This window comes from Pseudomonas sp. Kh14, assembly GCF_900291005.1.
GTDB lineage: Bacteria > Pseudomonadota > Gammaproteobacteria > Pseudomonadales > Pseudomonadaceae > Aquipseudomonas > Aquipseudomonas alloputida.
Genome location: NZ_OLKJ01000010.1, coordinates 96,031 through 114,412, shown reverse-complemented (window position 1 = coordinate 114,412; position 18,382 = coordinate 96,031). Strand labels below are relative to the sequence as shown.

The 18,382-nt window shown below is 62.8% G+C and carries 19 protein-coding genes; 4 read left to right on the top strand and 15 right to left on the bottom strand.

The genetic code is table 11. The annotated features are described in order from the left end of the window. Nucleotides 1-12 precede the first annotated feature (12 nt). Entirely contained in the window at nucleotides 13-3,057 is a 3,045-nt protein-coding gene (locus FQ668_RS04085; RefSeq protein WP_014589793.1) for a multidrug efflux RND transporter permease subunit, read from the top strand. Between the two features lie 106 nt (nucleotides 3,058-3,163). Here the strand turns inward: FQ668_RS04085 and FQ668_RS04080 are convergent, their stop codons facing one another. The 5 genes from FQ668_RS04080 to colR form a co-directional block, all read right to left on the bottom strand. Beyond that, nucleotides 3,164-3,397, bottom strand: coding sequence for a hypothetical protein (locus FQ668_RS04080; RefSeq protein WP_014589792.1), 234 nt, complete (start codon nucleotides 3,395-3,397; stop codon nucleotides 3,164-3,166). Continuing rightward, nucleotides 3,397-4,095: a lipopolysaccharide kinase InaA family protein gene (locus FQ668_RS04075; RefSeq protein ID WP_014589791.1), complete on the bottom strand. Its 699-nt coding sequence runs from the start codon at nucleotides 4,093-4,095 to the stop codon at nucleotides 3,397-3,399. The genes FQ668_RS04080 and FQ668_RS04075 overlap by 1 nt, the downstream gene beginning before the upstream one ends. Before the next feature lie 6 nt (nucleotides 4,096-4,101). Then, entirely contained in the window at nucleotides 4,102-4,782 is a 681-nt protein-coding gene (locus FQ668_RS04070) for a class I SAM-dependent methyltransferase (protein ID WP_010952107.1), read from the bottom strand. A 107-nt stretch (nucleotides 4,783-4,889) separates the two neighbouring features. Continuing rightward, on the bottom strand, nucleotides 4,890-6,200 hold the full coding sequence (locus FQ668_RS04065) for a HAMP domain-containing sensor histidine kinase (protein WP_014589790.1): 1,311 nt from the start codon (nucleotides 6,198-6,200) through the stop codon (nucleotides 4,890-4,892). Further along, on the bottom strand, nucleotides 6,190-6,873 hold the full coding sequence (colR, locus tag FQ668_RS04060) for a two-component system response regulator ColR (RefSeq protein ID WP_003255215.1): 684 nt from the start codon (nucleotides 6,871-6,873) through the stop codon (nucleotides 6,190-6,192). The genes FQ668_RS04065 and colR overlap by 11 nt, the downstream gene beginning before the upstream one ends. A 183-nt stretch (nucleotides 6,874-7,056) precedes the next feature. Here colR and FQ668_RS04055 point away from each other — a divergent pair, with 183 nt between their 5' ends. After that, nucleotides 7,057-7,785, top strand: a complete 729-nt coding sequence (locus tag FQ668_RS04055) for a phosphatase PAP2 family protein (protein ID WP_144179892.1) — start codon at nucleotides 7,057-7,059, stop codon at nucleotides 7,783-7,785. A gap of 41 nt (nucleotides 7,786-7,826) precedes the next feature. Here FQ668_RS04055 and FQ668_RS04050 read toward each other — a convergent pair whose 3' ends face one another. Further along, nucleotides 7,827-8,747, bottom strand: a complete 921-nt coding sequence (locus FQ668_RS04050; RefSeq protein WP_076402589.1) for an iron-sulfur-binding ferredoxin reductase — start codon at nucleotides 8,745-8,747, stop codon at nucleotides 7,827-7,829. Nucleotides 8,748-8,996: 249 nt separating this feature from the next. On the opposite strand from FQ668_RS04050, the gene FQ668_RS04045 reads away from it, so the two are divergent. Then, nucleotides 8,997-10,520, top strand: a complete 1,524-nt coding sequence (locus FQ668_RS04045; RefSeq protein ID WP_003255232.1) for a fumarate hydratase — start codon at nucleotides 8,997-8,999, stop codon at nucleotides 10,518-10,520. A gap of 118 nt (nucleotides 10,521-10,638) precedes the next feature. Here the strand turns inward: FQ668_RS04045 and FQ668_RS04040 are convergent, their stop codons facing one another. Next, nucleotides 10,639-11,511, bottom strand: coding sequence for a carbon-nitrogen hydrolase family protein (locus tag FQ668_RS04040; RefSeq protein ID WP_014589786.1), 873 nt, complete (start codon nucleotides 11,509-11,511; stop codon nucleotides 10,639-10,641). Next, the gene (locus FQ668_RS04035; RefSeq protein WP_003255235.1) at nucleotides 11,508-12,098 is read right to left on the bottom strand and encodes a GNAT family N-acetyltransferase; all 591 of its coding nucleotides are present in this window, start codon (nucleotides 12,096-12,098) and stop codon (nucleotides 11,508-11,510) included. The genes FQ668_RS04040 and FQ668_RS04035 overlap by 4 nt, the downstream gene beginning before the upstream one ends. A 115-nt stretch (nucleotides 12,099-12,213) precedes the next feature. Here FQ668_RS04035 and FQ668_RS04030 point away from each other — a divergent pair, with 115 nt between their 5' ends. After that, complete coding sequence (locus tag FQ668_RS04030; RefSeq protein ID WP_010952100.1) at nucleotides 12,214-12,612, top strand: nuclear transport factor 2 family protein; 399 nt, start codon at nucleotides 12,214-12,216, stop codon at nucleotides 12,610-12,612. Between the two features lie 30 nt (nucleotides 12,613-12,642). Here the strand turns inward: FQ668_RS04030 and FQ668_RS04025 are convergent, their stop codons facing one another. The 7 genes from FQ668_RS04025 to FQ668_RS03995 form a co-directional block, all read right to left on the bottom strand. Then, nucleotides 12,643-13,221: a DJ-1/PfpI family protein gene (locus tag FQ668_RS04025; RefSeq protein WP_014589785.1), complete on the bottom strand. Its 579-nt coding sequence runs from the start codon at nucleotides 13,219-13,221 to the stop codon at nucleotides 12,643-12,645. 51 nt (nucleotides 13,222-13,272) lie between these two features. Further along, nucleotides 13,273-14,430, bottom strand: a complete 1,158-nt coding sequence (locus tag FQ668_RS04020) for a phosphatidylserine/phosphatidylglycerophosphate/cardiolipin synthase family protein (RefSeq protein ID WP_014589784.1) — start codon at nucleotides 14,428-14,430, stop codon at nucleotides 13,273-13,275. Between the two features lies 1 nt (nucleotide 14,431). Then, nucleotides 14,432-15,013: a YceI family protein gene (locus FQ668_RS04015; RefSeq protein ID WP_003255241.1), complete on the bottom strand. Its 582-nt coding sequence runs from the start codon at nucleotides 15,011-15,013 to the stop codon at nucleotides 14,432-14,434. A 44-nt stretch (nucleotides 15,014-15,057) separates the two neighbouring features. Then, complete coding sequence (locus FQ668_RS04010) at nucleotides 15,058-15,354, bottom strand: hypothetical protein (RefSeq protein ID WP_014589783.1); 297 nt, start codon at nucleotides 15,352-15,354, stop codon at nucleotides 15,058-15,060. After that, on the bottom strand, nucleotides 15,351-16,430 hold the full coding sequence (locus tag FQ668_RS04005) for a serine hydrolase (RefSeq protein WP_014589782.1): 1,080 nt from the start codon (nucleotides 16,428-16,430) through the stop codon (nucleotides 15,351-15,353). Before FQ668_RS04005 ends, FQ668_RS04010 begins: the two co-directional genes overlap by 4 nt. Before the next feature lie 108 nt (nucleotides 16,431-16,538). Beyond that, entirely contained in the window at nucleotides 16,539-17,099 is a 561-nt protein-coding gene (locus FQ668_RS04000) for a response regulator transcription factor (protein ID WP_003255244.1), read from the bottom strand. Continuing rightward, nucleotides 17,099-18,355 (bottom strand): ATP-binding protein, encoded by a 1,257-nt coding sequence (locus tag FQ668_RS03995; protein WP_014589781.1) that lies wholly within the window; start codon nucleotides 18,353-18,355, stop codon nucleotides 17,099-17,101. The genes FQ668_RS04000 and FQ668_RS03995 overlap by 1 nt, the downstream gene beginning before the upstream one ends. Between the last annotated feature and the right edge of the window lie 27 nt (nucleotides 18,356-18,382).

The following is an 18,382-nucleotide window of genomic DNA, read 5'->3' as shown; positions in this document are numbered from 1 at the left end:
CAGGAGGCTGACATGGCGTTCACCGACCCGTTCATCCGCCGCCCGGTGCTGGCCAGCGTGGTCAGCCTGCTGATTCTGCTGCTCGGCTTCCAGGCCTGGAACAAGCTGCAGATCCGCCAGTACCCGCAAATGGAAAACGCCCTGATTACGGTCACCACCGCCTACCCCGGGGCCAACGCCGAAACCATTCAGGGCTATATCACCCAGCCATTGCAGCAAAGCCTGGCCAGCGCCGAAGGCATTGACTACATGACCTCGGTGAGCCGGCAGAACTTCTCGATCATTTCCATTTACGCGCGCATTGGCGCCGACAGCGACCGGCTGTTCACCGAGCTGCTGGCCAAGGCCAATGAGGTGCGTAACAAGCTTCCCCAGGACTCCGAAGACCCGGTACTGAGCAAGGAAGCTGCCGACGCCTCGGCGCTGATGTACGTCAGCTTCTACAGCAAGGAAATGAGCAACCCGCAGATCACCGACTACCTGTCACGGGTTATCCAGCCCAAGCTGGCCACTTTGCCGGGCATGGCCGAGGCGGAGATCCTCGGCAACCAGGTGTTCGCGATGCGCCTTTGGCTGGACCCGGTGAAGCTGGCCGGTTTCGGCCTTTCGGCTACCGACGTGACCAATGCCGTACGCCGCTATAACTTCCTTTCCGCTGCTGGCGAGGTGAAAGGCGAATACGTGGTCACCAGCGTCAACGCCAGCACCGAGCTGAAGTCGGCCGAGGCGTTCGCCGCCCTGCCGCTCAAGACCAGCGGTGACAGCCGCGTGCTGCTGGGCGATGTGGCGCGGGTCGAGATGGGCGCAGAAAACTACGACACGGTCAGCTCGTTCGACGGCACCCCGTCGGTCTATATCGGCATCAAAGCCACCCCGGCCGCCAACCCACTGGATGTCATCAAGGAAGTGCGGCGCATCATGCCTGAGCTGGAAAGCCAGCTGCCCTCGGCACTGAAAGTGTCGATTGCCTACGACGCCACGCGGTTCATCCAGGCCTCGATCGACGAAGTGATCAAGACCCTGGGCGAAGCGGTGCTGATCGTCATCGTGGTGGTGTTCCTGTTCCTCGGTGCCCTGCGCTCGGTACTGATTCCGGTGGTGACCATACCGCTGTCGATGATCGGTGTACTGTTCTTCATGCAGATGATGGGCTACTCGCTCAACCTGCTGACCCTGCTCGCCATGGTGCTGGCCATCGGCCTGGTGGTGGACGATGCCATTGTGGTGGTGGAGAACATTCACCGGCACATGGAAGAAGGCAAGTCGCCGTTCGACGCAGCCCTGGAAGGCGCGCGCGAAATTGCCATGCCAGTGGTGTCCATGACCATCACCCTTGCCGCCGTGTATGCACCGATCGGCTTCCTCACCGGGCTCACCGGCGCGCTGTTCAAGGAGTTTGCCCTGACGCTGGCCGGGGCGGTGATCATTTCCGGTATCGTTGCCCTGACCCTGTCACCGATGATGTGCGCCCTGCTGCTGCGCCGGGAGCAGAACCCGAGCGGCCTGGCCCACCGCCTCGACCAGCTGTTCGAACGCCTGAAAGGGCGCTACCAGCGTGTGCTGCACGCCACCCTCGACAGCCGGCCGGTGGTGCTGGTGTTTGCCGTGATCATCCTGTGCCTGATCCCGGTGCTGCTCAAATTCACCCAGAACGAACTGGCGCCCAACGAGGACCAGGGGGTGATTTTCATGATGAGCAGCTCGCCTCAACCGGCCAACCTCGACTACCTCAACGCCTACACCGACCAGTTCACACCGCTGTTCAAGGCCTTCCCCGAGTATTACTCGTCGTTTCAGATCAACGGCTTCAACGGCGTGCAGACCGGTATCGGTGGTTTTTTGCTCAAGCCTTGGAACGAGCGCGAACGCACACAGATGGAGCTACTGCCGCTGGTGCAGGCCAAACTCGAGGAAATCAGCGGGCTGCAGATCTTCGGCTTCAACCTGCCGTCGTTGCCCGGCACTGGCGAGGGCTTGCCATTCCAGTTTGTAATCAATACCGCTGGCGACTACCCGGCACTGCTGGACGTGGCCCAGCGCATCAAGACGCGCGCTCAGGAATCGGGCAAGTTCGCCTTCCTCGATATCGATCTTGCCTTCGACAAGCCCGAAGTGGTGGTGGACATCGACCGGGCAAAGGCGGCGCAGATGGGGGTATCGATGGACACCCTCGGCGGCACCCTGGCGACCCTGCTGGGCGAGGCGGAAATCAACCGTTTCACCCTTGAAGGCCGCAGTTACAAGGTGATCGCCCAGGTTGAACGGTCTTACCGCGACAACCCCGGCTGGCTGAACAACTACTACGTGAAGAACGACCAGGGCCAGTTGCTGCCGCTGTCCACCCTGATCACCCTCACCGACCGCGCTCGCCCACGCCAGCTCAACCAGTTCCAGCAACTGAACGCTGCGATCATCCAGGGCGTGCCCATGGTCAGCCTGGGCGAGGCGCTGAAGACCGTGCAGGACATCGCTCGCGAAGAGGCCCCGGAAGGCTTTGCCTTCGACTACGCCGGCGCGGCCCGCCAGTATGTACAGGAAGGCAGCGCATTGTGGGTCACCTTCGGCCTGGCGCTGGCGATCATTTTCCTCGTGCTGGCTGCACAGTTCGAAAGCTTCCGCGACCCGTTGGTGATTCTGGTGACAGTGCCGTTGTCCATCTGTGGCGCGCTTTTGCCGCTGTTCCTGGGTGTGTCGAGCATGAACATCTACACCCAGGTCGGGCTGGTGACATTGATCGGGCTTATCAGCAAGCACGGTATCCTGATCGTCGAGTTCGCCAATCAGCTACGCGATGAGCGTGGCCTGAGTGTGCGCGAAGCGATCGAGGAAGCTGCGGCCATTCGCCTGCGGCCGGTGCTGATGACCACTGCGGCTATGGTGTTCGGCATGGTGCCGCTGATTCTGGCAAGCGGGGCAGGAGCGGTCAGCCGGTTCGACATCGGTATGGTGATTGCCACCGGGATGTCGATTGGCACGCTGTTTACCTTGTTTGTGTTGCCGTGCATCTACACCCTGCTGGCGCACAAGGCGAGCGCCAAGGCACCTGCAATCGCTTGAACCGACCTTGGGGCGGGCTTGCCCGCGAAGAGGCCGGCAAGGCAGACGCAAAAAACCAAAGGCCCCGCAATCGCGAGGCCTCTGGCTTTTCCAGCTAACGCAGGGTTCATCCCTGTGACCGCAACCCTTGACGCAGGCCAAACAGGAACAGCAAAAGGTCCTGGTCCGGCTCGCTCCGGGCCTGCTGCTGCGGTTTTGCATCCCGCGGCAACGCGCACTGCTCTGCCATCTCAGCCTTGCTGAACACGGTTGGCCTCGGCTCTTCCCAGGCAGCCACCGCCACGGTGGTCACCGCCAGGCCAGCTACCAGGAACAAAGCTCGAGCAATTTCTAGTTTCATTACTCTAACCCTTTGACAGCGCTGCCAAACGCCATCTTGTAAAAGTAGAGCAGCGTCCGCCATTCCGCGTCATTGAGCGACGAATGGCGGCGCAGCTGACGCAAGTCATTGCCGGCCGCCCGCTGGCAGCTGATACGCCGCCTGCACTTTTCCAGGTCCAGCAGCGCCACTTCGACCCGGGCCTGCTCGCCCTCGCCGATTACCTTGATGAATACGTGCTTGCCATACAGGCAGCCGTGCTGCCAGTGCCCCAGGTGCATCCGCGCCAGGTTGTCCGCCAGGTCCTTGAGCATGCGCTCATGCACCACCTGCGGGTAACGCTCGCGGGCACCTTCGGCATGCCAGGTGTCGAGTTCGACAAAACCGTCCAGCGCTTCGCTGACCAGCAGCGCGCGCCACTGGTGCTCGGCATCGCGCTGCGCACCACAGAAGACGATGCGCGGTACACGCACGCCCAACTGCTCGAAACTGTTCAGCGCATCGAGTTCACGCAACACGGTCGGCCGACCAAAAGGGTGCAACAGGCTGCGGTAGATATGCCCAACCTGGCGTTTGGCATACAACAGCTTGCCATCGACATCGTTGAGGCGTTGCACGCCACTCTCGCCGCCGCGGCGCTGGTTAGGCTCCTCGACCCACTCGCCTTGCTGGCGCCAGTAAAAATCGAACTGCGCTTCCCCTTTATGGGCTACAGCCATCAAACACTACCCCTTACGCAATACATAGACCCGCCACATGGCATAGAACGGCAGGAAGTCGAGGCGTTCCTGGATTCTGAAGCCGGCGGCCCTGAATTCTTCTTCGACCGTTTCGGCAGGTAACACGAAACGGTTCTGGTAATTGTCCTGTTCGGCCTTGGCGCTACGGCGTTGCTCAAGCTTTTTCCGCCGCCAGGCCTTGAAGTTGCCATCCACCCACAGGGAAAGGATCACACTATCACGGCTAACCCGTTGAAATTCCGAAAGAATGGTCTTTCTGTGCGCCGACTCGCCAATGTGATGGAACAGGCGCATGCAGAAAATGCTGTCCACGGCGTTGTCTGGCAGGTCGATGGCAAATGCAGAAGTCTGCAAAGGCCGTACCCGTGCCACCACTTCTGGCGGTTGCGCCGCACAGGCTGTCTCGATCATGGCCTCGGAGTTGTCGGCACCGATGATTACCCGATTGGGCTTTTCCGCCAACAGCGGCCAGAAACGGCCCGCTCCGCATGGCAGGTCGAGTACCAGGCCAGGCTCGCCCGCCAATGCCAAGGCGCGGCGCGCCAACTGCTCATCTCGCTTGTGGGAAAGGCGTCGCGCCAGGCCGTCCTGGTGCTTGAGAAAGTACTCGCGCGCATGGTCTTTGTCGTACTTCTCGGAAAATTCAAGCTTGATGGGGCTACGCATTGGGCATCTCCTGACTCCATTGCGCCCACACTAGTCATGCAAGCGTTGGAATCAGGTCATGCCAATGTGAAAAAAACGTTGAGCACTATTTGACCTGATACAAGAAATTACTCGACCAAGGTGTCCGGGTCGCCTTTGGCCACGGTGTTGCTCAGGTCCACCTGGAAGCGGCAGCCATGCGGCAAGGTGGATGTCAGGGTGACACGCCAACCTTGGTCGTCGCAGATCCGCTGCACCAGCGAAAGCCCCAGCCCAAGCCCCTCGCCACGCCGTTCATCGCCACGCACGAACGGCCTGAACATGGCCTCGCGCTGCTCTTCGGGGATACCCACGCCGCTGTCCTCTACGCTGAAACCGTTGGCTTCCAGGCTCAGGCGGATATACCCACTGTCGGTGTAGTGCGCCGCATTGCGCAGCAGGTTGCCCATCACCGACTGCAGGAAGGTGGCGTTGTACAGCACAGGGCTAGCGCTCACGCGGCCATCGAAATACAGGGTGAGGCCTTTCTGTTCGATGGTGTCGCGCCACACCCCGATGAGCTCGTCGGCCACTTCGCGCAGGGTCGCCCGTGACGCCACTGCCCCCTCATCACGCTGCGCGCGGGCCAACATGAGGAAGGTCTTGACCAGCTCGCGCATTTCTTCGGTGGCCCGCGCCACGCGCTCCACCTGGCTACGCGCACGGGCATCGAGGCCGGGGTTTTCCATCAGAAGCTCACACGAGGTAGCCAACACCATCAACGGCGTGCGCAGCTCGTGGCTGACGTCGCTGGTGAACAGCCGCTCGCGGGTCAGCGCATCACGCAGGCGGCCCAGGGTGTCGTCGAAAGCCACTGCAAGCTGGCCGACTTCGTCTGCCGCATAATCCGGAGCCAGCGGCGGGGCCAGGCCCAATAGTTGATCGCGGTGGCGCACCTGACGCGCCAGGCGGATGACCGGTGCCATTACCCGACGTGCAACCAGCCAGCCAAGGATGACGGCCAACACCAGGCTGAGCACGAAGCCCACCACAACCACGGCAAACAGTACGCGCTCGCGCTCCTCGAAGTCGCTCTGGTCCTGCAGCAGTACATAACGGCGACCATCGACGATCTCGACCATGGCATGGTAGGACAGCTGGTCTCGGAACACCTCGTGGAAACCGCGGTCGAGGTGCCGCAGGTCCTTGGGCAGCTCGAAGTCGTCACGCCCGCCGCTGAAATAGAACAGCTGGTCTGGGCGAGGCCGATGACTCCAGTCACTGACGCTGTCCATACGCAACAGGCGCTGCAGATCACCGCCCAGTACCGAGGAAATCAGTCGCTCTTCGACCAGGTGCACTGTGCCGACGATACCGAATGCGAAGGCTCCGGCCACCAGCGCGCTCATCAGGGCAAAGGCGATGATGATGCGCTGGGCAAGGCTTTGCTTAAACTCCATCGCGGCCCTCGGCGAGGCGATAGCCGACGCCATGGACGGTATGCAGCAACGGTTTTTCAAACGGTTTGTCGATCACCTGGCGCAGCTGATGCACATGGCTGCGCAGGCTGTCGCTATCGGGGCAGTCGTCGCCCCACAAGGCTTCTTCCAGCACCTCGCGGCGCAGTACGTGCGGGCTTTTCTGCATCAGTACCGCCAGCAGCTTGAGGCCGACCGGGTTGAGCTTCAGCAGGCGCCCCTGGCGGGTCACCTCGAGGGTGTCGAGGTCGTAGCTCAGGTCAGCCACCTGCAGGGTGCGCCGCCCACCGCCCTGGGCACGGCGCAGCACCGCTTCGATGCGCGCAGCCAGCTCCGACAGGGCAAATGGCTTGAGCAGGTAATCGTCAGCACCCGAGCGGAAACCTTGCAGGCGGTCGTCCAGCTGGTCGCGGGCAGTGAGCATGATCACCGGCGTGTCACGGCGGGCATCTTCGCGCAGGCGCTTGCACAGGGTGTAGCCATCGATGCCTGGCAGCATGATGTCGAGTACGATCAGGTCGTAATGTTCGGTGGCAGCCAGATGCAGCCCGGACAGGCCATCCTGGGCACAGTCGACGGTGTAGCCTTTCATGCCCAGGTAATCGGCCAGGTTGGCCAGGATATCGCGGTTGTCTTCAACCAAAAGAATGCGCATCGGTTTCTCCTGTGCGGCGCTTCTCGCTGTGGTGCGCGGCAGGCGCAGCTTAAGGCCTATGCCTGCACGGTGCCAGCCCTGGGGAAAATTCACCGCACTTGACGGTTTTTTCACTGATCCTTCACGGACACAGGATAGCGGGCGGCCGACAATACCCGTTCTTTTTCGCGCCCTGGAGCTGTCATGCAGCAACGCACCCGCCCTCGCCCGATCAACTACTGGCTGTACCTGGGGATTCCCCTGGCGACTGCGGTGGCCTTGATCCTGCTGGAGCTGACTTCAGTCGACATGGATGTCGCCAACCTGTTCTTCGACCCCGCTGCCGGGCAGTTCATTGGCCGCCACAGTTACCTGTTGGAAAACATCCTGCATGACCGGGTCAAGCAAGTGGTGATCCTGTTGGGGGTGATATCGCTGCTGACCTTTGCCGCGAGCTTTTTCTGGAAGCGCCTGTTTGGCTGGCGCCGTGAACTGGGCTGCCTGGCGCTGGCACTGGGCTTGTCCACGGCGTTTGTCACGCCGTTGAAAAAAGTCACCCAGGTGCAGTGCCCTTGGAGCCTGACCCAGTTTGGCGGCACCGAAACCTACAGCAAGCTGCTGGAACCACGGCCACCTACCGACAAGCCTGGGCTGTGCTGGCCGGGCGGGCATGCAGCGACCGGGTTCTGCCTGTTCGCCTTGTTCTTCATGCTGCGTGATCGCAAGCCGCGCGTGGCGCGGGTGGCGTTTATAGTGGCCTTGACAGCAGGGTCGATACTGTCGGTGGGCAGGATGATGCAGGGGGCGCACTTCCTGTCGCACAATGTGTGGACGGCAGTGTTCTGCTGGTTGATCGGATTGGGGTCGTATTACCTGGTTCTCTATCGACGGGGGCAGGCCGAGGTGCCCGTCGCCGAGCGCAGCGCCGCATGAAAGAGGGGCCGCTTTGCGGCCCTTCGCACTTCAAATGCTACTCAGGCATGCTCGACGAACACATCAGCAAACACCTGCCCCCGCGGTACCCCTGCCATGAACATGCGCCGGGCAAACCGCTCGACACTCCCCGGTGCCCCACACAGCAGCGCCACCGTCTGGCGCGACAACAGCCGCATCTCGGCCAGCGCTTCATCCACATGCTCCACCAGCACCAGCTCGACACTCACCCCTGGCAGCTTCAGCAGCTTCTCCGCCAGATAGTGCCCAGCCGGATCCCGCGCCACATGCACCACCCGGATTTCGCCCCGATGCCCCCGGCGCAACGCTTCGCGCAAGATACCCCAGAGTGGCGCCAGCCCGGTTCCCGCAGCCAGTAACCACAGCGGCCGCTCCTGCCAATCAGGGTCGTAATGAAGGGCTCCGCCTCTGAACTCCCCCAAACGCATCTCATCCCCGACCTGCAGACCACGCACCTTGTCGCAAAAGGCACCAGGCCGCTGGCAATCGATATGAAACTCGAGAAAATCATCCTCGCCCGGCAGGCTGGCCAAGGAATAAGGCCGAGCAACCGCGCCTAGCCACAGCACCACATGCTGCCCCGCCTGGTAACGCACCACCCGATCGGGGCGCAACCGCAGGCGCAATACATCGCCAAACCAGTCCAACGCACAGACCTGCGCCGGTACACCACCCAGCAAGGGGTCGTATAACGCCACGCGCAGGTCCTCGACCACCCGGCACTGGCAAGCCAGGCGCCAGCCCTGGGCGTGCTTCTCCAACGCCAATGCCTCGGGCAAAGCGTCTGCCGGTTGCCCGTCCAGGCAGTGCACCAGGCAGGCGTGGCAACTGCCGGCGCGGCAACTGTAAGGCACATTCAGCCCTGCCTCGTTGAGGGCATCGAGCAGGTTGCTGCCAATGGGCACCACCCAGCGGCGCTCGCCCACGCAAATTTCGGGCATGTTCGGTACATCTCCTGCTATCCAAGACTCACTGTAAGCCAAGCAGCGCACACCAGCAAAATAGATGCCTGCACGCTGCCGACCATGGTCCAGACCGGCCGCAGGTGTGCCGGGCACCGATGCGCGCTATACTGCCGCGCCTTTTTCCGTCGGCCTGACCTGCCGGCGCCTTGCAAGGCGCTTCGACGTGCTGGTCGGCTATGTCGAGCGTCTTTTTGAATGTTCCCGTCTTTAAGAGGAGCGCGCTGCATGACCGTGATCAAGCAAGACGACCTGATTCAGAGCGTCGCCGACGCCCTGCAATTCATCTCGTACTACCACCCCGTCGATTTCATCCAGGCCATGCATGAGGCCTATCTGCGTGAGGAATCGCCTGCTGCACGCGATTCCATCGCCCAGATCCTGATCAACTCGCGCATGTGCGCCACCGGCCATCGTCCAATCTGCCAGGACACCGGTATCGTCACCGTGTTCATCCGCGTGGGCATGGACGTGCGCTGGGATGGCGCCACCATGAGCGTCGACGACATGATCAACGAAGGTGTGCGTCGCGCCTACAACCTGCCTGAAAACGTCCTGCGCGCTTCGATCCTGGCCGACCCGGCCGGTGCCCGCAAGAACACCAAGGACAACACCCCGGCAGTGATCCACTACTCCATCGTCCCCGGCGACAAGGTGGAAGTCGATGTCGCAGCCAAAGGCGGCGGCTCGGAAAACAAGTCGAAGATGGCCATGCTCAACCCATCCGACTCGATCGTCGACTGGGTACTGAAAACCGTGCCGACCATGGGTGCTGGCTGGTGCCCACCTGGCATGCTCGGCATCGGCATCGGCGGTACCGCCGAGAAGGCCGCGGTCATGGCCAAGGAAGTGTTGATGGAGTCCATCGACATCCACGAACTGAAGGCCCGTGGCCCACAGAACCGCCTGGAAGAAATCCGCCTGGAGCTGTTCGACAAGGTCAACCAGCTGGGCATCGGCGCCCAGGGCCTGGGTGGCCTGACCACCGTGCTCGACGTCAAGATCATGGACTACCCGACCCACGCCGCGTCCTTGCCGGTGTGCATGATCCCCAACTGCGCCGCCACCCGCCACGCCCACTTCGTGCTCGATGGCACCGGCCCGGCAGAACTGGAAGCGCCGTCGCTGGACGCCTACCCGGAAATCGTCTGGGAAGCCGGCCCGAGCGCCCGTCGCGTCAACCTCGACGACATCACCCCGGAAGAAGTGGCCAGCTGGAAGCCGGGTGAAACCATCCTGCTCAATGGCAAGATGCTGACCGGCCGCGATGCCGCGCACAAGCGCATGGTTGAAATGCTCAACCGTGGCGAAGAGTTGCCGGTAGACCTGAAAGGCCGCTTCATCTACTACGTCGGCCCGGTCGACCCGGTGGGTGACGAAGTGGTAGGCCCAGCCGGCCCGACCACTGCTACCCGTATGGACAAGTTCACTCGCCAGATCCTTGAGCAGACTGGTCTGCTGGGCATGATCGGCAAGTCCGAGCGTGGCCCGACCGCCATCGAGGCGATCAAGGACAACAAGGCCGTGTACCTGATGGCCGTTGGCGGCGCTGCCTACCTGGTCGCCCAGGCCATCCGCAAGTCGAAGGTACTGGCCTTCGCCGAACTGGGCATGGAAGCGATCTACGAGTTCGAAGTCAAGGACATGCCGGTGACCGTCGCCGTGGACAGCAACGGTGAGTCGGTACACATCACTGGCCCTGCCCTGTGGCAGAGCAAGATTGCCGAAAGCCTGGCCGTCGAAGTGAAGTAACCTGATGTAACTGCGGCGGCTGCTTCGCGGGCAAGCCCGCTCCCACACGTCAGCGCAAGCCAGAAGGCTACGCGTTACCTGTGGGGGCAGCCTTGCCCGCGAAGAGGCCGCACTGTCATCACAGGACTCTCTCGAACTGCTCCGGCCAGTCCCGCCAGGTAAATACCTGCCCTTCCCGCCTCACCCGCCGCACTTCCTGCAGATCTACCTCGCACACCAGCCACTGGCTGCAGTCCGGGTTCAACTGCTTACTCAACGCCACCACCCCATCCCCCGGCATCCCGTGATCCGGCGGTACGAACAAGCCTGCCCGGCCGATATTCTCGTCCAATGCCGGCGACCAGGGCGCCACCCCCACCGTAGGGCTCTGCAACACGGCAATCTGGTTCTCCAGGGCGCGCGCCTGGGCGCCAATACGCACCCGGTGGTAACCGGCTTCGGTATCGGTACAACTTGGCGCCAGGATCAGGTCGGCACCACACTCGGCCAGGCGGCGGGCCAGCATCGGGAACTCGTTGTCGTAGCAGATCAGGATGCCCAAGCGCCCCAGTTCGGTTTCGAACACCTGCAGCCCCTGGCCTGCCGCGATGTCCCACTGCTCGCGCTCAAAGCGGGTCATCATCAGTTTGTCCTGATAACCCAGCACACCTTGGGGGCCGAACAGCCAGGCACGGTTGCGGTAGCGCCCATCGTTGTCCAGCACCGGCACACTGCCCGGTTGCAGGTAGATCCCCCAGCGGCGGGCAAGGCTCTCGCACAACGCTTTCCAAGGTTCGATCAGCGGCTGGATGCCGGCAATTGAAGCCTTCAGGTCTTCCCGCTGCCCGGCATTCAGCTGGCCGCTCAACACCAGCCCGGCGTACTCCGGCAGTAGCAGCAAGCGTGCACCCGCCTCCACCGCTTCGGCGCACAGGCCTTGCAGGTGGTCGGCGTAGGCGTCCCAGGTTTCGTGCAGCTCGATGGCGTACTGGCAGGCTGCCAGGCGGATCATATCGGCAGTGCCTTGAGCCAGAACGACATCAGCTTGTCGGAGCTTTCCTGCTCGTCCAGGTCGCGCCAGGCGTAGGTGGTACGCAGCGATGGGTCGTGCAGGAAGCCGCGGTTGCGCCAGAAGCCATGCAGGGGTTTGTACTCGGCTGGCCGTCGCGGGTGCGCACCAGGTCGCTCGACCGCGCAGAACGCGCAGTAATCGAACTCGGCCAGTTTGTGTGCGTAGGACTCGCGCTCGATGAAGAAGCGAACCCCCAGGCCCTGGCCGCGGTATGCCGGCAACACCAGCGACTCACCGAAGTAGTACACACTGGCCGGGTCGCGCCCCTGGGCCAGGAATGGCTGCTGGAATTCGGGCGCGACATCCACCAGCGGCAGGCCGGTAGAGGCGCCGACCACCTTGCCGTCGTCCAGCGCCAGCACAACCAGGCTGCGCCCGGAGCGGGCATAGTTGGCCAGGTAGTCGGCCTCGTACTCTGGGGTGCCGTCGTAAAGGTAGGGGAACTCGCGGAACACAGTAAGGCGCAGGCGAGCGAGGTCATCGATGTAAGGCGCGATAGCGGCACCGTGCAACAGGCGTATTTCCATGTTTGGCGGTCGTTTTGTCGATGTGGATGACGCGCTCGGCTAAGCCGGGCTTGAGGGGAAACCCTATCATCCGAGTTAACGACCCGCCTTTTCCCTACACGACAGGAAATGTTCCATGACCGCAACCGAACTGGTAAATGCTTACTACGCCGCCTTCAACGCGGGTGACATGCCGGCGTTTCTGGCGCTGCTCAGCGAAGACGTGATCCACGACATCAACCAGGGCGAGCGTCAGATGGGCAAGGCCAGGTTCGCCGCGTTCATGGAAAAGATGAACCGCTGCTACCGCGAGCGCCTGGCCGACATCGTGGTGATGCAGAACGCCGATGGCAGCCGCGCGGCGGCGGAGTTCACCGTGCATGGCCAATACCTGGCCGATGACGAAGGGTTGCCGACAGCAAACGGCCAGACCTATGTGCTGCCGGCGGGGGCGTTCTTCTATATTCACTGTGGCAAGATTGCCCGGGTGACCAACTACTACAACCTCAATGACTGGGTGGAGCAGGTTGCCTGAAGCAACCCGCTGCCAACTCAACCAAGCCTGTCAGGCAATACGCGTGCCCAGCACTTTAAGGAACGCCGCCAGCCAGGCCGGGTGCGCGGGCCATGCCGGTGCGGTCACCAGGTTGCCATCCACATGCGCCTGGTCCACCGCGATGTCGATGAACGTGCCACCCGCCAGGCGCACTTCTGGCGCACATGCCGGGTACGCGCTGCACTCACGCCCCTCCAGCACCCCTGCCGCTGCCAGCAGCTGGGCCCCATGGCAGACCGCCGCAATCGGCTTGCCGGCCTGGTCGAACGCCCGCACCAGGTCCAACACCTTTTCATTCAGGCGCAGGTACTCCGGCGCCCGGCCACCCGGGATCAGCAGCGCGTCATAACTCTCGGGCCGCACCCGCACGAAATCATAATTCAGGGCAAAATTGTGCCCAGGCTTTTCGCTGTAGGTCTGTTCACCCTCAAAGTCATGAATCGCGGTACGCACGGTCTGCCCCGCCAGCTTTTCCGGGCACACCGCATGCACCGTGTGGCCCACCATGCTCAAAGCCTGGAACGGCACCATCGCTTCGTAATCTTCGACGTAGTCGCCCACCAGCATGAGAATTTTCTTCGCCGTCATCTCGCCCACTCCTTCGGTTAGCTTTGAATAATCACTGCACGATAGCCGCTGTCAGTCACGGCGGTCGAGGAAGTTGACCACCAACCGATCGAGCCAGCCCCAGATCCGTTGCTTCACCCTGCGCCACAATGGGCGAGCATGCCAGTGGGCGAGGTCGACTTCTTCGCTCTGGGCGAAGTCGCGCTCGAAGCTGGCCACCACCGCCGCTGTCAACGGCGGGTCCAGCGCTTCGATGTTGGCTTCAAGGTTGAAGCGCAGGTTCCAGTGGTCGAAGTTGCACGAACCGACGCTGACCCAGTCGTCTACCACAGCCATCTTCAGGTGCAGGAAGCACGGCTGGTACTCGAAAATCCGCACGCCCGCACGCAACAGGCGCGGGTAGTAACGATGCCCGGCGTAGCGTACCGAGGGGTGATCGGTGCGCGGACCGGTCAACAACAGACGCACGTCCAGGCCCTTGCTGGCAGCCCGGCGCAACGAACGGCGCACGCTCCAGGTCGGCAAGAAGTACGGCGTGGCCAGCCACACCCGTTTCTTGCCGCTGTTCAGCGCCCGTACCAGCGCGTGAAGGATGTCCTGGTGCTGGCGGGCGTCGGCATAAGCAACACGGCCCATGCCCTGCCCCTGCGCAGGCACCTTGGGCAGACGCGGCAGGCCAAAGCCTTCAGCAGGGCGCCAGGCGGTGCGGCGGTTGTTGGCTTGCCACTGACGGTCGAACAGCAACTGCCAGTCGCTCACCACCGGCCCCTGCATCTGCACCATCACTTCGTGCCATTCGCTGGTCGCCTCACCCGGCGTCCAGAACTCGTCGGTAACGCCCGTCCCCCCCACCACGGCCCAACGTTCGTCAACCAGCAGCAATTTGCGATGATCACGGTAGAGGTTACGCAGGCCACGCTTCCAGCGCAGGCGGTTATACCAGCGCAAGTACACGCCAGCGTCCAGCAGGCGCTGACGCAACGCGCTGTTGAAAGCCAATGAACCGTAGTCATCGAACAGGCACCGCACCCGCACGCCACGCCGGGCAGCCTGCTCCAGCGCGTCGACCACCGCCTCGGCACAGGCACCGGCCTCGACCAGGTACAGCTCCAGGTCAACCTGGAACTCGGCACGCATGATCGCCAGGAGCATGCGCGGAAAGAACGCAGGGCCGTCGATAAGCAGTTCGAACTGATTGCCATCCCGCCAGGGGAAGACCGGCCCCGCCATGTCAGCGCGCAGTGAAGATCAGCACCGCGCTAACCGGTACCGACGGGTTGATGGACTTCAACCTGGCGAACTTGCGCAGGCTTTCCAGCCCCGGCAGCAAGCCAAAATCTTCGGCGCGCAGCACCAGAGGCTCAAGGGTCACCACCTGGAAACGCCGCGCATCCAGGCGGGTGGCCAGCAACAGGACATTGTAGCTGTGCGACTGGCCATGCAAGGTGACCGTCAGCGGCAGGCGCAATTCGATCTGAGCACCGTCGGCCAGGTCATTGATCGGCTGCAGGTCGATCTGCGCCTTCACTGTGGCCTCGGCGAAGCGCTCGACCTCGAACAGGTTGTCGCGCATTTGCTCGTCACGCAGCGGAATACCGCTGCTCACCGAGTCCATCTCGATCCTCAACCCGGCCATACCCTTGCGATCGACCGTGCCATGCAACACCAGAAAGCGATGCACTTCGGCGGTGTCGCCGTTCTTGCCGGTGATGAACGACAGCCGTGAAGATTCGCCATCCAGGTGCCAATTGGCATGAGCGGGCAGGCACAGAGCCAGCAATAAGGCAGGCAGCAGACGGGGCAACTTGAACATGACAGATCTCGTGAAACCAGGCCGCCAACCTTACCCGCCTGCATTCATGGCAGCAAGCGGCAGCCCTCACGCATGCTTTGCCAAGCCGCCTGGCTGCGCCGCCCCAGGCCTTCAGCGGTGACTCGCTGCTGCTGGCTGTTTTCCTCCAGCAGGCTCAGTGGCAGCCACTGCTTCACGTACCCTTGGCAGTACACCTTGTCGAAGCCCATGACAAAGCGGCAGGAACAGTATTCCTTGGCCGAGTAGGCCGAGAGTATGCCGGGGAAATCCGCCAGCGCCTGGCGTTCCTGCCAGGCCCAGTACAGGAGCCCTGCCAGCGCCAGCAGCAATAACCGCTTCATGCCCCCTCCCCGGCCAGTACCGCCAGCACCCGCTTGAGCAATTCGTCATGTCGATAGCTGCTGTCGCGGTCATCGGCGTAGCGCACGATCACCAGCTTTTGCTCAGGCAGCACATATAACGCCTGCCCCCAGTGGCCAAGGGCGGCGAAGGTGTCTGCGGGTGCACTGGGCCAAGGCCGTTCGGCGCCAGCCAGCGGCTGGTTGAGCCACCAGTGGCCACCCGGGATGGCCTCGCCGGGCAGCGCTTGGGCCTGGGCAAACGGGGTGCGGTTGAAGGCCACCCAGGCTTTGGGCAGCAATTGTCGGCCCTGCCAGCGCCCGTCGCGCAACATCAGCAGGCCAATACGGGCCAAATCACGGGCACTAAGGTAGAGATAGGAAGAGCCTACATAAGTGCCTGCCCGGTCACGCTCCCACACCGCACTGCCGATACCCAACGGGGTGAACAGTGCGTGCCAGGGGTAGTCGGGGTACTGCCCGGCATCGAGCATGCCACGCAGCGCGGCGGCCAGCAGGTTGCTGTCGCCGCTGGAGTAGAGGAATCGCTGACCGGGGCTGGCGGCGGCACCCCGGGCCGCTGCGTAGGCGGCCATGTCTGCGCGGCCACGGGTATACAGCATGGCCACCACCGAGGACTTCAGCGGCGCGTATTCGTAGTCTTCCTGCCACTCAAGGCCACTGGCCCAGTGCAGCAGGTCGGCCACGCGCACGCCTGGGTGGGCGCGCATGGGGGGATAGAAGCGGCTGACCGGGTCTTGCAGCTGGAAGCGGCCTTCGCCCTGGGCTACGCCCATTACCGTGGCCAGTACGCTCTTGCTTACCGACCAGGTCAGGTGCGCGGTGGCGGCGCGGGTGGGCGCGGTGTAGCGCTCGTGGAGGATACGCCCATCGCGGATGATCAGCAGAGCGTCCGTGCGGATGCCGTTGCGCTCCGAGGAGGATCGTGCAGGAAAGGCGTAGGCATCGACGGCCTGCCAGTCGAGGGTGGCAGGGTCGTTCTGCCACTGCGGGTCAGGCCAGTCTTCAGCTTTGGCGCTACCTGCAACCAGCGCAAGGATGACCAACAGTACCTTCATCGAGCTCGCCTTGATGGGGGCTGCTTTGCAGCCCTTCGCGGGCAAGCCCGCGCTCACTGTTGCAGGAGCGGACTCCCCCGCGAACAGGCCAACATCATCGATAAGGAATCAGCGCCGAACCGGTCGCTTCTGCAGCTTGCGCTGCAACGTCCGTCGGTGCATGCCCAGCGCCCGCGCGGTGGCCGAGATATTGCCTTCATGCTCGTTCAGCACGCGCTGGATGTGTTCCCACTGCAGGCGATCGACCGACATCGGGTTTTCCGGCACCAGGGTATCCAGGTCGGTGTGCTCCGACAGCAGTGCTGCCAACACGTCATCGGCGTCAGCCGGCTTGCACAGGTAGTTGCAGGCACCGCGCTTGACCGCCTCCACTGCGGTGGCAATGCTCGAGTACCCAGTCAGGATCACCACGCGCATTTCCGGGTCCAGTTCCAGCAGCTTGGGCAGCAGCACCAGGCCGGAGTCGCCATCCATCTTCAGGTCCAGCGTGGCGTAGTCCGGCAGGTCCTGCTGGGCCAGAATCAAGCCTTCTTCGGCAGAACTGGCAGTGCTCACACGGAAACCGCGACGGCTCATGGCCCGGGCCATGACCCGGGTGAAGGTGGCATCGTCATCCACCAGCAGCAGGTGCGGCAGCTCTTCGCTTTCGACCTGGTTTTCTTCGCTCATCATTCATCTCCTCGCTTGCCATAGGGCAGGCGCAGTTCGGTCAGGGTGCCACCCTGTTCATGACTATAGAGTTTCACCGAGCCGCCCGCACGGGTCACGCTGGCCTTGCTCAAGAACAGGCCCAGGCCGAAGCCTTTGCCCTTGGTGGTAATAAAAGGTTTGCCAATGGCTTCGGCAATGGCTGGCGGTACACCAGGACCATGGTCGTGGATACTGATGACGATGTCCTGGGCGTCCCAGTCCAGGCGAACCTCCAGATCATCAGGGCAGGCATCGGCGGCGTTGTTCAACAGATTCAGTAACGCCTGGGTCAGGTCTGGCGGCGGCGCCAGACGCGGCACCTTGCCGTCGCGCAGGCGCTGGAAGCGGTAGCTGGCTTCCGGGCGCATCAGGTGCCAGCGGTTGAGCGCCTCGTCCAGCCAGGCGGTCACATCCTGCTCCACGATGGCCAGGCGCCGGTTGGCTTCGGCTGCGCGCACCAGCTGTTGCAAGGTCTCTTTGCACAGCTTTACCTGGTCCTGGAGGATCTGCAGGTCTTCCTGCAACAGCGGGTCGGTATGGTCCTGGCGCATTTCGTTGATCAGCACGCTCATGGTCGCCAGCGGCGTGCCCAGCTCATGGGCGGCACCGGCGGCCTGGGTAGCCACAGCCAGCAATTGCTCGTCGCGCAGGCTTTCTTCACGCCGCTCTGAACGCAGTTGCTCCTGTCGGCGCAGTTCTTCGGCCATGCGCGCGGCAAAAAAGGTGATCACAGCCGCCGCAAGGGCAATGCTCAGCCACATGCCGTAGACCTGCATCTTGTCCCGCGCCATCGGCAGCCCTTCGAGCGGGTAGAACTGCACCAGCAGCAAGCTGTAGGCCGTCAGCGCAATGCCCGACAGGATCAGCGAATACAGCCACGGCAAGGTCACCGCAGCGATCGCCAGCGGCACCAGGTAATACGACACGAACGGGTTGGTCGAGCCGCCGGAGTAATACAGCAAGGCACTGTGGATCAGCAGGTCACAGGCCAGTTGCAGGGCGTACTCCATTTCGGTGACGGGCAGCGACAGCCGTAGGCGCAGTGCCGTGAAGGCACACAGCAACGAAGACAAGGCCAAGGTGCCGGCCAGTGACAGCCAGGGCAATGGCAGCAGTTCGGTCCAGTAGGCAACGCCCACCGAGCCGGCCTGGGCTGCCAGGACCAGGACCCGAATGACGGTCAGGCGCCAGAGGTTCTGGCGGGTAGCGGACAACGGTTGTACGGCGGCGAGCATGAGCTCTCCTGATGAGTGCTCCAGAAA

Excerpts from the sequence above, each read along its gene's own strand:
- FQ668_RS04085 (WP_014589793.1), top strand. The coding sequence starts at position 13 with ATGGCGTTCACCGACCCGTTCATCCGCCGCCCGGTGCTGGCCAGCGTG.
- FQ668_RS04080 (WP_014589792.1), bottom strand. The coding sequence starts at position 3,397 with ATGAAACTAGAAATTGCTCGAGCTTTGTTCCTGGTAGCTGGCCTGGCG.
- FQ668_RS04075 (WP_014589791.1), bottom strand. The coding sequence starts at position 4,095 with ATGGCTGTAGCCCATAAAGGGGAAGCGCAGTTCGATTTTTACTGGCGC.
- FQ668_RS04070 (WP_010952107.1), bottom strand. The coding sequence starts at position 4,782 with ATGCGTAGCCCCATCAAGCTTGAATTTTCCGAGAAGTACGACAAAGAC.
- FQ668_RS04065 (WP_014589790.1), bottom strand. The coding sequence starts at position 6,200 with ATGGAGTTTAAGCAAAGCCTTGCCCAGCGCATCATCATCGCCTTTGCC.
- colR (WP_003255215.1), bottom strand. The coding sequence starts at position 6,873 with ATGCGCATTCTTTTGGTTGAAGACAACCGCGATATCCTGGCCAACCTG.
- FQ668_RS04055 (WP_144179892.1), top strand. The coding sequence starts at position 7,057 with ATGCAGCAACGCACCCGCCCTCGCCCGATCAACTACTGGCTGTACCTG.
- FQ668_RS04050 (WP_076402589.1), bottom strand. The coding sequence starts at position 8,747 with ATGCCCGAAATTTGCGTGGGCGAGCGCCGCTGGGTGGTGCCCATTGGC.
- FQ668_RS04045 (WP_003255232.1), top strand. The coding sequence starts at position 8,997 with ATGACCGTGATCAAGCAAGACGACCTGATTCAGAGCGTCGCCGACGCC.
- FQ668_RS04040 (WP_014589786.1), bottom strand. The coding sequence starts at position 11,511 with ATGATCCGCCTGGCAGCCTGCCAGTACGCCATCGAGCTGCACGAAACC.
- FQ668_RS04035 (WP_003255235.1), bottom strand. The coding sequence starts at position 12,098 with ATGGAAATACGCCTGTTGCACGGTGCCGCTATCGCGCCTTACATCGAT.
- FQ668_RS04030 (WP_010952100.1), top strand. The coding sequence starts at position 12,214 with ATGACCGCAACCGAACTGGTAAATGCTTACTACGCCGCCTTCAACGCG.
- FQ668_RS04025 (WP_014589785.1), bottom strand. The coding sequence starts at position 13,221 with ATGACGGCGAAGAAAATTCTCATGCTGGTGGGCGACTACGTCGAAGAT.
- FQ668_RS04020 (WP_014589784.1), bottom strand. The coding sequence starts at position 14,430 with ATGGCGGGGCCGGTCTTCCCCTGGCGGGATGGCAATCAGTTCGAACTG.
- FQ668_RS04015 (WP_003255241.1), bottom strand. The coding sequence starts at position 15,013 with ATGTTCAAGTTGCCCCGTCTGCTGCCTGCCTTATTGCTGGCTCTGTGC.
- FQ668_RS04010 (WP_014589783.1), bottom strand. The coding sequence starts at position 15,354 with ATGAAGCGGTTATTGCTGCTGGCGCTGGCAGGGCTCCTGTACTGGGCC.
- FQ668_RS04005 (WP_014589782.1), bottom strand. The coding sequence starts at position 16,430 with ATGAAGGTACTGTTGGTCATCCTTGCGCTGGTTGCAGGTAGCGCCAAA.
- FQ668_RS04000 (WP_003255244.1), bottom strand. The coding sequence starts at position 17,099 with ATGAGCGAAGAAAACCAGGTCGAAAGCGAAGAGCTGCCGCACCTGCTG.
- FQ668_RS03995 (WP_014589781.1), bottom strand. The coding sequence starts at position 18,355 with ATGCTCGCCGCCGTACAACCGTTGTCCGCTACCCGCCAGAACCTCTGG.